This is a genomic window from Methylobacterium sp. GC_Met_2 (genome assembly GCF_026540795.1).
In the GTDB taxonomy this organism is placed as follows: Bacteria; Pseudomonadota; Alphaproteobacteria; order Rhizobiales; family Beijerinckiaceae; genus Methylobacterium.
The window spans coordinates 65,306-78,424 of record NZ_JALNUM010000008.1; the positions used below are offsets into that span (position 1 = coordinate 65,306).

A 13,119-nucleotide genomic window follows, 5' to 3' on the forward strand; every position below is an offset into this window, starting at 1 on the left:
CCGAACCGGTGGCCGCTTCGGCGGAGACCGCGCTAGCCCGGGCTCGACAGCTTCATCAGCACGAGCCCGGAACCGATCAGGCCGGCCGCCAGCATCCGTGCGGCACCCGCCTCCTCGCCGAGCACGGTGATGCCGACCAGGAACGCGCCGACGGCGCCGATGCCGGTCCAGATCGTGTAGGCGGTTCCGAGCGGAAGCGTGCGCATGGCGAGCGCCAGGAAGCCGACGCTGGCGGCCATCGCGACGGCCGTGATCGCGGTCGGCCCGAGGCGCGTGAAGCCGTCCGACTGCTTCATCGCGAAGGCCCAGACGACTTCGAGGATGCCCGCGGTGACGAGATAGATCCAGGCCAAGGCGGCCCTCCTGAAAGGGCCGGGCCGTCCCGGGCTTGTGCCCCGCTGGACGGGGGGAGGACGTGGCCTCGCGCGACGTCAGCTAAGGTTCACGCGGACCGGCTGCAAGGGCGGCGCGGGGATCCCACCCGAGCCGATCCCCGTCACGCCACCGCGGCGAGGTGCTTCACCTCGGCCTTCGCCACCACCTTGCCCACCGGCGCGGCCTTGCCGCAGCTTTCGGCTTCCGGAGCCAGCACCGGCGGCTGCACCCAGCGGCCGGCGTCGAGTTCGGTGATCCGGCCGTTGATCTCGCGGATGACGTAGCGCGAGAACGGATAGACGTGCAGGTAGATCACCATGTTGGTGACCACCGCCTCCAGGGCGGCCGGGTTATGGCGGGCGGTCTCCAGGAACACGCTCCAGAAGTGCTTGGCGAGTTCCGGCCGGCGCACGGTCATCCGCCAGCACACCCGCAGCAGCGAGTAGAGATCGTGGACGACGTGGCGCCAGTTGAGTTTCTGGGCTGCGAATTTCGGCCGCTTGACCCGCCGCGCCACGACCCGCACCCGGTCGAAGAAGTTCTTCGGGTCGTAGACCTCCTGCAGGACGTCCCGGTAATCGGCCAGCACGTCGCGCTGCGGGCGCAGGGTGACGAAGTTGAGCCCCTGCGTGCACTGATCGCCCTGGTCGGCGGTGGTGTGCGCGTAATTCTCGTAGAGCCGGCCCTCCTTGCGCAGGCGCCGCGAGAGCTGCGTGTTCGGCAGCGCGAAGAGCAGGCCGACCATGGCGATCGGGATGCCGGTCTGGCTGATGCAGAGCGACATCGCCTTGGAGATGCTGTCCTGCTCGGTGTCGAAGCCGACGATGAAGCCGGCGGTGACGAACATCCCGTTCTCGTACAGCTTGTGGACGCTGTCGGCGATCGAGCGCTTGGTGTTCTGCTTCTTCTGGGTCTGGATCAGGGTCGCCTCGTCGGGCGTCTCGATCCCGGTGAACAGGGCGAAGAAGTTCGCGTCTCGCATCATCCCGAGCAGCTCGTCGTCGTCCGCGAGGTTGAGCGAGGCCTCGGTGGAGAACTTGAACGGGTAGCCGTGATCCGCCTGCCATTGGATCAGGTGCGGGAGGAACAGCTTGATCGCCTTCTTGTTGCCGATCAGGTTGTCGTCGACGAAATCGACATGGCCCCGGTGGCCGAGGCTGTAGAGCCGGTCGAGCTCGGCCAGCATCTGCGGCGTGGTCTTGGTGCGCGGGGCGCGGCCATAGAGCTCGATGATGTCGCAGAACTCGCAGGTGAACGGGCAACCGCGCGAGAACTGGACGCCGATGTAGAGATAATGGCTGAAGGTCAGCAGGTCGAAGCGGGGGATCGGGCTCTTGGTGACGTCGGCCTTGAATTTCTCCGCCGTGAGCCGGCCGCGGCGCTCACCCGATTCCCAGGCGGCCACGAACTTGTCGAGGATGCCCTCGGCCTCGCCCAGCACGAGGAAATCCGCCTTGTCGTAGACCTCCGGCGTCGAGGTCGGCGCGGGGCCGCCGACGCAGACCGGGGTGCCGAGGGCCACGCACTTGTCGATGACGACGAGGCAGTCCGGTTCCTGGGGCAGCATGCCGCCGGTCATCACGAGGTCGGCCGCCTGGATCTGAGCGTCCGTCAGGTCTTCGCAGTTGCGATTGACCAGTGTCACCTGCCAGGCCGGCGGCAGCATCGCGGCCAGCGTGATCAGGCCGAGCGGCGGCGCCGGGGCGCGGGCGCCCTGGATCTCCATCGCCTCTTTGAAATTCCACATGGAGTTTTCGTAGAACTTCGGGAACACCATCAGCACGCGCGGGGCCGTGTTCGCTTCCGACATGCTGGTTTCCCTCGTTCATGCGCGCGGCCCGGCTCCGGGAGGAATCGGGGTAGGCACAGGCGCGATCCTCACTTGCGGGCGAATTGAGGCCGTTTTTCGCTGCCGCAACAATCCGGAGCGCCGAGTCGCAAAGGACGCCCCTCCACGAGCAGCGAGTGCTCCACCTCGACGCGCTGCGGCGGTGGATTTCCTCATCTTCTTCGGGAATCGCGCTCTTTCGGCGACACACCCGGCGCGCGGCTGATCAGGGTTCGATCCGGAATCGCTCCGGCTGCGTGCCGTCCGCGTCGGTGAAGCCGTAGATCCGGGCGAGGTCGCCCGCATGCAGCACCGCGCCCGCCCGCCGCGCGATGTCGGGGTCGGCGGCGAGTGCGGCGAGCGCCCGGCCGGCATAGAGCGGACCTTCCGTGGCGTGCCCGTCCTGTCCGAGATCGCGCGCCCGCTCGGTGGCGACGAAGCCCGGCGAAAGGCCGAGCGCCGTGACGCCATGCGGGGCGAGTTCCCGCGCGAAGGCCAGGGCCAGCCTGTTGGTGGCGGCCTTGGCCGAATCGTAGAAGATATCGCCGAGGTATTCCTCGGTCCCGAACGAGACCAACGCGATCAGGCCGGAGCGCGCCGCCACCATGGCGGGAGCTACGGCTCGGGCCAGAAGCAGAGCCGGCAAAGGACCGGCTTCGAGGAAGCCGAGATAGGGCTCGGCGGAGCGGCGCCAGAACGGCGTGCCCCAGCCGGCGCCGTCCGGATAGCGTTCCCCGTCGTAGCCCTCGTTGCCGCCCCAGACGCTGCAGGCCGCCACGTCGATCCGCCCGAAGCGGCGGAGCGCCCAGTGCATCATCGCATCGGTGGCGCGCTCGGAGCGGTGGTCGCAGAGGTAGTGATGGCCGCGCCCACCGGCCTCATCGACCATGCGGGCGGTATCCTCGATCGATTCCGACCGCATCTCGGTGCGGGCGCCGGTTTCACTGGACCGGGCGGTGACGATCACGGTAGCCCCTGCCTCACCGAGCGCCCGGGCGAGACCCCGGCCGACGCCCCGCGACGCGCCCGCAACCAGACAGATCTTTTGAGACAGATCGGGCGCGCTCACGTCGAGGTCGCGGGCTTCGACCGCGACAGGAAGGCGGCGAGCCGCTCCTGGGATTCGGGCGAGCGCAACTGCGCATCGAACGCCCTGGCCTCCGCCTCCACGGCCGCCTCGATCTGGGCCTGATCGCCCCGGATCAGCGCCCGGGAGGCGGCGAGCGCCCCGCGCGGCAGGGCGGCCAGCTTGGTCGCCTGGGCGATCGCCTGCTCCACCAGCATGTCGGCCGGCAGCACCGCGTTGACGAGGCCGAGCGCCTGCGCCTCGTCGGCCTCCAGCGGCCGGGACAGGAGCAGCAACTCGGTGGCCCGGAGCCGGCCGACCCGCAGGGGCAGCAGGTAGCTCGACGCCGCCTCCGGCACGAGGCCGAGTTCCACGAAAGGCATGCGCAGCCGCGCCGCGGGGCTGGCATAGACGAGGTCGCAATGCAGACAGAGCGTCGCGCCGATTCCCACCGCGATCCCGTCCACCGCCGCCACCATCGGGGTGCGCGTGCTGGCGAGCTGCCGGATGAAGGCCAGCGCCGGCGAGGCGCTGAACCCGTCCTCGGCATTGTCCCCGGCATTCCCCATGAAGTCGGCGAGATCGTTGCCGGCGCTGAACATGCCGGGCTGCCCGGCGAAGACCACGGCGCCGATCGCCTCCGACGCGTCGGCCGCGGCCAGCGCCTCGCGCATGGAATCGTACATGGCGCCCGTGAGCGCGTTCTTCTTGTCCGGGCGGTTCAGGGTGATCAGGCGGACGCCGCCCTCCAGATCGCTGATGATGATCGTCTGCATGGCGGCGTCCGGATCCAATCCCTACTCGATTTCGGCCAGTATACTGTCGATCGCGTCATCCGCCTTCAGGGCGCTCCGACGCGCCAGGGCGTAGAGCTCCTCCAGGACGCGCGACCACGACCCGGGCTGACGCGGGCTGTCGCGATCGAGCAGGTCGCGCCCGAAATCGTCGACGACCCGGCCGATGGAATCGGTGATCGACACGTGGAACTCGGTGAAGCGCCCGTCATCGACCGACTTGATCTGCACGCTGCTGTTCTGGAAGGCCGCCTGGAACACGTCCGGCCGGATACTCTCCTGCCAGATCAGCTCCCCCGCGCGCGTCCGCTCCAGCAAGCGCTCGACGAGACGCCGCTGCTTGTCGAAATTCATGCCCAACCCCCTGTCGGTTTCCCGACCCGATCGTCTCTCACGGCCGAGCAGCCACGGCCCCGCCGGGGACGAATCGCGGGCATTGAACATCGTGCCGCAGGGCGGAGCTAGAGCGCTCTCCGCAGAAGTGGACACCGCTTCGGCGCAAGAGAGCGCGTCACAACAAAGGCTTTGAGCCGGGCTCGATTGCAACGCGATCGGGCACGGCTCTAGCACGATGTGTCGGGTTCCTGCTCCACATGGCTGTTCGAGCCGGCGGCCGCTCAGACCGCCAGCGCCAGCTTGGCCTCATCCGTGAAGGCGCCGCCCTCGATCACGCTCTGCTCCAGCCCGGACGCGGCCACCAGAAGGTTCTCGGCGTAGAAGCGTGCGAGCGCGACGCGCCCCGCATGGGCCGGGTCGGTCTCGCCAGCCTTCAGGGCAGCGCCCGCCGCCAGCGCGCTCCGGGCGAGGCAGGCGCCGCCGAGCACGAGGCCGAACAGGCGCAGATACGGGGTTGCGCCCGCGAGCGCCGCCTCCGGACGGTTGGACGCCAAAGCCGCGAGCTGGTGGCTCGTCGCCCGGTCGAGGCTGCCGATCCCGTCCCGCAGCCGCGCCGCCATGTGGCCGAAGGCCGGGTCGCCCGCCTTGAGCAGGCCCTCGGCTGCCCGGCGCATCCAGGCGATCTGCGAGCGCACCGTGGCGCCGCCGTTCAGGGGCAGCTTGCGGGCGGTGAGGTCGATCGCCTGGATGCCGTTGGTGCCCTCGTAGATGCCGAGGATGCGCGCATCGCGCATCAGCTGCGCCGCCCCGGTCTCCTCCACGAAGCCCATGCCGCCATGGACCTGCACGCCGAGCGAGGTCACCTCGTTGGCGAGATCGGTGGCGAAGGCCTTGGCCACCGGGGTCAGCAGCGAGGCGCGGTCGAGGGCGGCCTGCCCCTCCGCGCCCTTCGACGCGTCGAGGGCGGCGGCGGTGAGGTAGCAGATCCCCCGGGCGGCGGCCGTGTAGGCCTTCATGGTGAGCAGCATGCGCTGCACGTCCGGATGCGCCACGATCGGGCTCGTCGCCTCGGCGGCACCGATCGCCCGGCCCTGGCGGCGCTCGTGCGCGTAGGCGAGCGCCCGCTGGGTCGCGGCCTCGGCGACGCCGACCCCCTGGAGGCCGACGTTCAGGCGGGCCGCGTTCATCATCGTGAACATGCAGGCCAGCCCCTTGTTCTCCTGGCCGATCAGCCAGCCGGTGGCGCCGCCCTGGTCGCCGAACGCCATGGAGCAGGTCGGCGAGGCGTGGATGCCGAGCTTGTGCTCGAGGCCGGAGCAGCGCAGGTCGTTGCGGCTGCCGTCGGGGAGCACCTTCGGCACGAGGAACAGGGAGATGCCCCGGGTGCCGGCGGGCGCATCGGGCAGCCGGGCCAGGACGAGGTGGACGATGTTGTCGGCCAGATCGTGCTCGCCGTAGGTGATGTAGATCTTGTTGCCGGTGATCCGGTAGGTGCCGTCGCCGACCGGCACGGCGCGGGTCCGCAGCAGGGCGAGGTCGGAGCCCGCCTGCGGCTCGGTGAGGTTCATGGTGGCGGGCCATTCGCCCGAGACCAGTTTTTCGAGGTAGCGCGCCTTCAGTTCGTCCGAACCGTGGGCTTCCAGCGCTTCGATGCCGCCCTGCGTCAGGAGTGGGCAGAGGCCGAAGGCGAGGTTGGCGCCGTTCCACATCTCGGTGCAGGCGGCCTCGATCAGCTTGGGCAGGCCCTGGCCGCCATGGTCGGCCGCGGCCGAGAGACCGTTCCAGCCGCCCTCCGTGAAGGTGCGGTAGGCCTCCCGCCAGCCCGGCGGGGTGGTGACGCGCCCCTCCGCGAACGGGGTGCCGTGCCGGTCGCCGGCCCGGTTCAACGGCGCGAGCACGCCGACGGCGATCCGCCCGGCCTCGGAGAGGATCGCCTCGGCGTCCTCGGGATCGACCGCGTCGAGCCCGGCCACGTGCCGGAGCGTGAACAGCATCTCGGGGACCGGGGCGCGGTAACTCATGACGATCCTCCCTCGGCGGCGGCCCGCGCGTTCGATGTGGCGCGGGTTTGACCGCGCCCGCATCCCGGGGCTACGGCGGCCCGAGAATAGGCGTGCGCACCGCCCGTGTCTCTGAGACGGCTTCCCCCATGAACGATCCCGGGTCAACGGTCCCGGCCGCGACCCCGCGGCTCGATCCTGACGCGTCCGGCCTTGCCGAGGCCGCCGCGCTTTTGCGGGGCGGCGCCCTCGTGGCCTTCCCGACCGAGACGGTCTACGGGCTCGGGGCGGACGCGACCGATCCCGCCGCCGTGGCGCGGATCTTCGCCGCCAAGGAGCGGCCCCGTTTCAACCCGCTGATCGCGCATCTGCCGGATCCCGACTCGGCCGCGGCGGAGGGCGTGTTCGATGGTCCGGCGCGCCGTTTGGCGGATGCCTTCTGGCCGGGCCCGCTGACCCTGGTGGTGCCGGCCCATTCGGGGACGCGCGTCTGCGACCTCGCCCGCGCCGGCCTTCCGAGCGTCGCCCTGCGGGTGCCCGCGCATCCGCTGGCGCGGGCGCTCCTGTCCGCGGTGGACCGGCCGGTGGCCGCGCCCTCGGCCAACCGCTCGGGCCGGGTCAGCCCGACGCGGGCCGCCCACGTCCTCGACGATCTCGCGGGCCGGATCGCCGCCGTGCTCGATGGGGGCGACACGCCGGTGGGGGTCGAATCGACCGTTGTGGCCTGTCTCGGCGGCCCGCCGCGTCTGCTGCGGCCCGGCGGGATCACCCGGGCGGCGCTCCGCGCGGTTCTGGGCCACGATCCGGCGCGCCCGGAGGCGGCCGATGCCGACCGGCCGGCGGGACCCGGCATGCTGGCCTCGCACTACGCCCCCCGGGCGCGGGTCCGCCTCGACGCGACGCGCATCGCGCCGGGGGAGGCGGCGCTGCTGTTCGGCGCGCACCACCCCGAAGGCTACGCACTGGCCTGCGCCGCGCTCAACCTCAGCCCGGCGGGCGATGCCGAAGAAGCCGCCGCCCGCCTCTTCGGCGCCCTGCGGGAGCTCGACGCGTCGGGGGCGGCGACCATCGCGGTGGCGCCGATCCCGTCCGAGGGCCTGGGCGAGGCGATCCGCGACCGGCTGGCCCGCGCCGCCGCCCCCCGTTGAGGCAGCGTGCGATTTTTTTCGCCAGCGGCGGAACAGACCCCTTCGTCGCCCGTTTATTGATCACGAAGGCCTTCTCAGCCCCCAATGGCCTTTTTCCTTTCAGGCTCGGAGCAATCCGAGCCTTTTTTCTTGGCCGAAACCCTCAGGCCAGCTTGGCCGCGATCCCGGCAACGTGGCGGCCCTGGAAGCGGGCGCCCTCCAGCTCCACCCCGCTCGGCTGACGCGAGCCGTCGCCATCCGCGATCGTGCTGGCGCCGTAGGGCGTCCCGCCCTTCACCGCCTCGACCCCGCCCTGCCCCTGGAAACTGTAGGGCAATCCGACCACCACCATGCCGTGGTGAAACAGCACCGTGTGGAAGCTCGTCAGGGTCGTCTCCTGGCCGCCGTGCTGGGACGCTGTCGAGGTGAAGACCGAACCGACCTTGCCGACCAGGGCACCCTTCATCCAGAGCCCGCCGGTCTGGTCGATGAACTGCTTCATCTGGGAGGCCATGTTGCCGTAGCGGGTTGGCGTGCCGAAGATGATCGCGTCGTAGTCGGACAGCTCATCGACGGTGGCAACGGGGGCCGCCTGATCGAGCTTGAAATGGCTCTGCCGGGCGACCTCTTCGGGCACCAGCTCCGGAACGCGCTTCACCACCACGTCGGCCCTGGCCTCCCGGGCACCCTCGGCGACGGCGTAGGCCATCTGCTCCACGTGTCCGTAGGTCGAGTAGTACAGCACCAGCACTTTGGCCATGTCGGGATCTCCGGGTCGCGTTTCGCACGGCCGCCCGAATCATCGAACGGCGCGATGCCACCTCCATCGCGCGTTTCGTGCTTTGCAAAAATGCCCTGCTGCGCAAAACCGGTCTTGCGCAGACGCAAGGAGCAGGCATGCCGCTGGATTGGGACGCGTTTCGCTTCGTGAAGACCGTGGCCACGCAGGGCGGCCTGACGGCGGCCGCGGCGCAGCTCGGAATCAACCACTCGACGGCTTTTCGCCGGCTCACGGCGCTTGAAACGAAGCTCGGGGCACGGCTGTTCGAGCGCCTGCGGACCGGCTACGTCCCCACCCCCTGCGGCCAAGCCATGGTCGAGGCCGCGAACCGGATCGAGGCCGACGTGACCCGTTTCGAGCGTAGGGCGGTCGGCCGAAGCGAGACCCCCTCCGGCGAACTCCGCGTGACGGCGCCGACGAGCCTGGCCTTGGAACTGCTCATGCCGATCCTGGCGGACTTCGCCACCCGCTATACCGAGATCCGGATCGAGCTGATCCTGGCCGAGGCGGCGCTCAACCTGTCGCGCCGGGATGCCGATGTTGCGATTCGGGCAAGCCGCGATCCGAGCGAGACTCTGGTCGGTCGCCGCCTCGCCGCGGTGGCGTGGGCCAACTACGGCCGGGCCGACCGGGAATACCGCGACCTCGCGTCTGAGGCCTGGGTCAGTCCGGATCCGACCGTGGCCGGCGGCACGTTCGCGCGGTTCGTCGGCGCGCAGGCTCCGGCGGATCGTGTCAGGCTGCGGATCAACACGGTCACGGGGCTGGAGGCCGCCGTCGCGGCGGGGATTGGTATTGGCCCCCTGCCCTGCTTCTCGGCCGATGCCAACCCCGCTTTGCGCCGCCTCTCGGGGCCTCATCCGGAACTCGGGGTCGATCTCTGGGTGCTGACCCATCCGGACCTGCGGCACGCGGCCAGGGTCCGGGTCTTCATGGACCATATCGCCGAGGCGATCCTGCCCCTGCGGCCGCGCTTCGAGGGTTTGCCGGTCGCAGGCTCGCAGGAGGAGCGGTAAACGCGTTCAGCGGATCTCGAGCACCTCGACATCGTGGCCGTTCACCTCGACCACGTCGCCCACCGTCTTGCTGGTGATCGCGCGCGCCAGCGGCGCCACGTAGGAGATCGAGCCCTTGTGTGGATCGGCCTCGTCCTCGCCGACGATCCGGAAGGTCTGGCGGGTCTCCTTGCCGGACTCGTCCTCGCGCAGCACCGTGACGGTCGAACCGAAATGCACCGTGTCGCCCGCCTTCGGCTCCACGAGCTGAGCGGTGTTCTTCCGGGATGCCCAATAGCGCAGGTCGCGCCCGATCCTGGAATCCTCGGCCTTATCGTTGGGATCCAGGGACGCGACCTCCTTTTCGAGGCGCGCCACTTCGGCCTCGATCTGGGCCAAGCCCTCCGGGGTGACGAAGTTGGTGTGGGGCGAGATCGGCCGATCCGGCAGGTTCTCGAACGCTTCCCCGCCCTCGGGCTCTTTGATGAATGCGACGCTCATAAAGAATGAAACAGGGCTGGTACGGCTCCGGTTCCACCACTTTGGAAGCAGAGCGCTGCCCGCCGCATCGAACACCGGTTCGGCGCAAGCGGGCGCGGCTCTAGCCCACATCCACCACAATCCGCCCCCGCACCTTCCCGGCCAAAATCTCTTCGCCGAGCCGGCCGACATCCTCCAGGCGGACCGTGCTGGTCATCGCGGCGAGCTTGGCCAGATCGAGGTCGCGGGCGAGCCGCGCCCAGGCCTCGCGGCGTTTCGGCTGCGGGGTGGTGACGCTGTTGATGCCCAGCAGCGAGACACCGCGCAGGATGAACGGCGCCACCGAGGTCGGCAGGTCCATCCCCTGCGCCAGACCACAGGCCGCGACGGCACCGTCGGCCTTCGTCATGGCGAGCACGTTGGCAAGCGTCGTCGAGCCGACCGCGTCCACCCCCGCGGCCCAGCGCTCCTTGCCGAGCGGCTTGCCGGGCTTCGACAGCTCCGCCCGGTCGAGGATCTCGGCCGCGCCGAGGCCCTTCAGGTAATCGGTTTCGCCGTCGCGCCCCGTGGAAGCGATCACGTGCCAGCCCGCCCGTGCGAGCAAAGCCACCGCCACCGAGCCGACGCCGCCCGAGGCGCCGGTGACGATCACCGGGCCGTGGGCGGGCGTCACCCCGTGGGCGTCGAGCGCCATGCAGCACAGCATTGCGGTGTAGCCGGCGGTGCCGATCGCCATGGCCTGCTCGGGGCGGAGCCCCTGGGGCAGCGGAACGAGCCAGTCACCCTTCACCCGGGCGCGCTGCGCATAGGCGCCGAGATGCGTCTCGCCGACGCCCCAGCCGGTGAGCACCACGGGATCGCCCGGCTTGTACGCGGAATGATCCGAGCGCTCGACGATACCGGAGAAGTCGATGCCGGGGATCATCGGAAAGCGGCGCACCACCGGCGACTTCCCGGTGAGCGCGAGACCGTCCTTGTAGTTCAGGGTCGAGTGCGTCACCCGGACGGTGACGTCACCGTCCATCAGGTCGGCCTCGTCGAAATCCCGGAACGCAAGGCTCTGTCCGGCCTCGCCCTTGTCGACCACCCAAGCCTTGAACGTCCCCATCGTCACCTCCCGTCGTTGGCGGTGAGGTGTCGCCGGGACGCCCGGAATCAAGGCGGCAGGGCGGGCGTCAGTACCCTTCGTACGGACTGCCGTAGGTGAAGCCGAGGGCGACGCCGAGATCCGAGGAGCTGGCGCCGGTCATGCCCACGGCATCCGGGATCGAGCCGATCAGCGGACCGCCATAGGAGGCCGGTGCGTAGCCGCCATAGCCGCCGCCGACCGGAACCCATCCGGCCCGGGCGGGCGCCACGCGGACGCGCCGGCTCACGCTGGCATATTCCGGCGGGATCGTCTCGGGGATCGCCTGGGCCGGGCGAACCACCACGGTCCGGGTGCGCATGGCGAAGCGCGGCGGCGTGGTGACCCAGCAGCCGACCAGCTCGCCGCCGGGGCCGCGGCTCGTCTGCCAGAAGCGACCGCCCGGCGCGACCAGCACCTGTTCGGACACGGTGTCGTAAACCGGCGGGACGGTGCGGTAGACGGTGCGCGACGGGCGCACCAGTACGGTCTCCTGCACCGTGTCGTAGACGGGCGGCATGACCACGTGGCGGTAGCAGGCGCTGCCGTAGCAGCCACCGGCCTGGGCGGGCGCGGTGAGGAGCAGGCCGCCGAGGGCGGCGAGGACGAGGGTGCTGGCGACCGGCGCGGTCATGGAATTCCTCTGGTACGCAATACGCTGGACAGAGCCGCGAAAGCGGCGCCCGTCTCGACGTACCAGAGGCCAGACTCGTTGCCTGGCGTGCAAGCATTATCGGGAACGAAGGTAAAATTAACCCTTGGTTTCGACTGCTTAGCCGTCGCCTACGTAGGTAGAATTGCTCGGATCGGCATCAGGATCTCTTATGAAGTCCAGACCGGGCCCGATCAGGTCTGGCCGGCCTTGAGCTGATAGAAGATATGCCGGCCGATGACGTCCATCTTCCGCAGCCGACGCGCCCAGCCCGGCCGCACGTAATCGGCGTGGTAATGGGTGGCGGCGCCGACCTCGGCCAGATAGGTCCGGCCCTCGATCACCGAGCGGGCGATGCGGGTGGCGGATTCCCACGCGCCGGCATCGGTGATGCGGAGCGACTTGCCCTCGCAGGCGAAGGAGAATTGGCAGCCCATGTAGTGGTGCCGGTTCTGGTAGACGACGCCGCAGACGCTCGCCGGATAGAGGCCGCTCTTCACGCGGTTCAGCACCACCTGGGCGACGGCGGCCTGCCCGGCCTCGGGCTCGCTGCGGGCCTCGAAATAGACCGCTTCCGACAGGCAGCGCTGCTCCTTGTCGAGGGATTCCGGGTCGATCAGGTCGGCGTAGCGCCGGCGGGCATCCTCGGGCACGGGCTGGGCGCTGTCGGGGCGCTCGGTGCGGATCGCGAAATCGGGCAGCGCGAGGCTCGCGGCCGCGACCTCGACGGGAATCGCGTCGGCGGGGGCCGGGGTGGTGGACGACAGGGCGACGGCGCGGGGCACCGGCGGGGTCGAGCCATCGAAGCGCGCGGGATCGCCGTCCTCGGTCAGGTCGGCCGTCCCCGCGCCCGTGGAAGCGGCACTGCCGGCACCGGTGGTCAGGCCAAGATCGGGCACCGGCAGGAAGGTGGCGTCCGGCTCGGATTCCGGGTCCCAGATCGCGGCCCCTTGCGTGAGCACGCCGCTGACGCTGCCGGTGACGTCGCCGAACACCAGGGCGGCGCCGGTCTCGCGGAGGTTCACGGCACGACGGGCGAAGCTCTCGGCCGGCGGCTGGGCCGGGTTGCCCTTGCCCGCCCGCTGCACCACCGGGAAGACATGGGCGCCGGTCTTGAACACCGCCCGGGGCGGCTCGTCGCCGAGGCTGCGCAGGGCGGAGCCGATCAGCATCGTGCCGGGCGGCAGGGGCGGGACCGTGTCGGCATCGATCAAGCCGAGGCGGCTCGATCCGATGGCGTTCTCCGTGCCGGCATCGGCGGTGAACGACACCAGAAGGCCGAGCCCGACCATCCAGGGGGTCATCGCGGCCGAGAGCCAGCGCAGGCTCGATTCCCGTCGTCCTCGTCTCGTGCCCACGACGCCAGACCCGTACTCACAGAACCCGAAGGACCCGATCCTCCCCGTTTCCAGGGTGTTTCTGCGGCCGCCCGGGATTTATCGCGCGGTATGGTTGAGGCTGGGTTAAGCGCGCGTCACGGGCGCTGTCCCGTTCGGACGCGACCATGAAAAAGGGCGGCCCGAAGGCCGCCCTGTCGCGTCTCGATGCTGCGCGTCGCC

Annotated in this window: 13 protein-coding genes; 2 read left to right on the top strand and 11 right to left on the bottom strand. The window is 70.2% G+C overall.

The genetic code is table 11. The annotated features are described in order from the left end of the window. Positions 1-32 precede the first annotated feature (32 nt). The 6 genes from OXS49_RS05110 to OXS49_RS05135 all read right to left on the bottom strand — a co-directional run bounded on the left by OXS49_RS05110 (position 33) and on the right by OXS49_RS05135 (position 6,420). Positions 33-353 carry a multidrug efflux SMR transporter gene (locus tag OXS49_RS05110; protein WP_267422399.1) on the bottom strand — a complete coding sequence of 107 codons (321 nt, stop codon included), beginning with the start codon at positions 351-353 and terminating at the stop codon, positions 33-35. A 143-nt stretch (positions 354-496) separates the two neighbouring features. Further along, positions 497-2,185, bottom strand: a complete 1,689-nt coding sequence (locus OXS49_RS05115; protein ID WP_243997851.1) for a B12-binding domain-containing radical SAM protein — start codon at positions 2,183-2,185, stop codon at positions 497-499. A gap of 244 nt (positions 2,186-2,429) precedes the next feature. Next, a complete protein-coding gene (locus OXS49_RS05120; protein WP_243997853.1) occupies positions 2,430-3,272 on the bottom strand; it encodes an SDR family NAD(P)-dependent oxidoreductase in 843 nt (280 codons plus the stop codon). Then, complete coding sequence (locus tag OXS49_RS05125) at positions 3,269-4,045, bottom strand: enoyl-CoA hydratase-related protein (RefSeq protein WP_267422402.1); 777 nt, start codon at positions 4,043-4,045, stop codon at positions 3,269-3,271. The genes OXS49_RS05120 and OXS49_RS05125 overlap by 4 nt, the downstream gene beginning before the upstream one ends. Before the next feature lie 21 nt (positions 4,046-4,066). Next, on the bottom strand, positions 4,067-4,417 hold the full coding sequence (locus OXS49_RS05130; protein ID WP_243997857.1) for a hypothetical protein: 351 nt from the start codon (positions 4,415-4,417) through the stop codon (positions 4,067-4,069). Between the two features lie 263 nt (positions 4,418-4,680). Beyond that, complete coding sequence (locus tag OXS49_RS05135; RefSeq protein WP_267422404.1) at positions 4,681-6,420, bottom strand: acyl-CoA dehydrogenase; 1,740 nt, start codon at positions 6,418-6,420, stop codon at positions 4,681-4,683. Between the two features lie 128 nt (positions 6,421-6,548). On the opposite strand from OXS49_RS05135, the gene OXS49_RS05140 reads away from it, so the two are divergent. Beyond that, the gene (locus tag OXS49_RS05140; RefSeq protein ID WP_267422406.1) at positions 6,549-7,547 is read left to right on the top strand and encodes an L-threonylcarbamoyladenylate synthase; all 999 of its coding nucleotides are present in this window, start codon (positions 6,549-6,551) and stop codon (positions 7,545-7,547) included. 142 nt (positions 7,548-7,689) lie between these two features. On the opposite strand, the gene wrbA is transcribed toward OXS49_RS05140, so the two are convergent. Beyond that, complete coding sequence (gene wrbA / locus OXS49_RS05145) at positions 7,690-8,286, bottom strand: NAD(P)H:quinone oxidoreductase (protein ID WP_267422408.1); 597 nt, start codon at positions 8,284-8,286, stop codon at positions 7,690-7,692. Between the two features lie 137 nt (positions 8,287-8,423). Between wrbA and OXS49_RS05150 the strand changes: the two genes are divergently transcribed. Continuing rightward, positions 8,424-9,323: a LysR family transcriptional regulator gene (locus OXS49_RS05150; RefSeq protein WP_267422410.1), complete on the top strand. Its 900-nt coding sequence runs from the start codon at positions 8,424-8,426 to the stop codon at positions 9,321-9,323. 6 nt (positions 9,324-9,329) lie between these two features. On the opposite strand, the gene greA is transcribed toward OXS49_RS05150, so the two are convergent. The 4 genes from greA to OXS49_RS05170 all read right to left on the bottom strand — a co-directional run bounded on the left by greA (position 9,330) and on the right by OXS49_RS05170 (position 12,852). Further along, positions 9,330-9,803 (bottom strand): transcription elongation factor GreA, encoded by a 474-nt coding sequence (gene greA, locus OXS49_RS05155; RefSeq protein WP_267422411.1) that lies wholly within the window; start codon positions 9,801-9,803, stop codon positions 9,330-9,332. Positions 9,804-9,903: 100 nt separating this feature from the next. Then, a complete protein-coding gene (locus tag OXS49_RS05160; protein ID WP_267422413.1) occupies positions 9,904-10,890 on the bottom strand; it encodes an MDR family oxidoreductase in 987 nt (328 codons plus the stop codon). A 67-nt stretch (positions 10,891-10,957) separates the two neighbouring features. Next, positions 10,958-11,542 (bottom strand): hypothetical protein, encoded by a 585-nt coding sequence (locus OXS49_RS05165; RefSeq protein ID WP_267422415.1) that lies wholly within the window; start codon positions 11,540-11,542, stop codon positions 10,958-10,960. Between the two features lie 212 nt (positions 11,543-11,754). Then, positions 11,755-12,852: a cell wall hydrolase gene (locus tag OXS49_RS05170; RefSeq protein ID WP_267422445.1), complete on the bottom strand. Its 1,098-nt coding sequence runs from the start codon at positions 12,850-12,852 to the stop codon at positions 11,755-11,757. Positions 12,853-13,119: the final 267 nt, after the last annotated feature.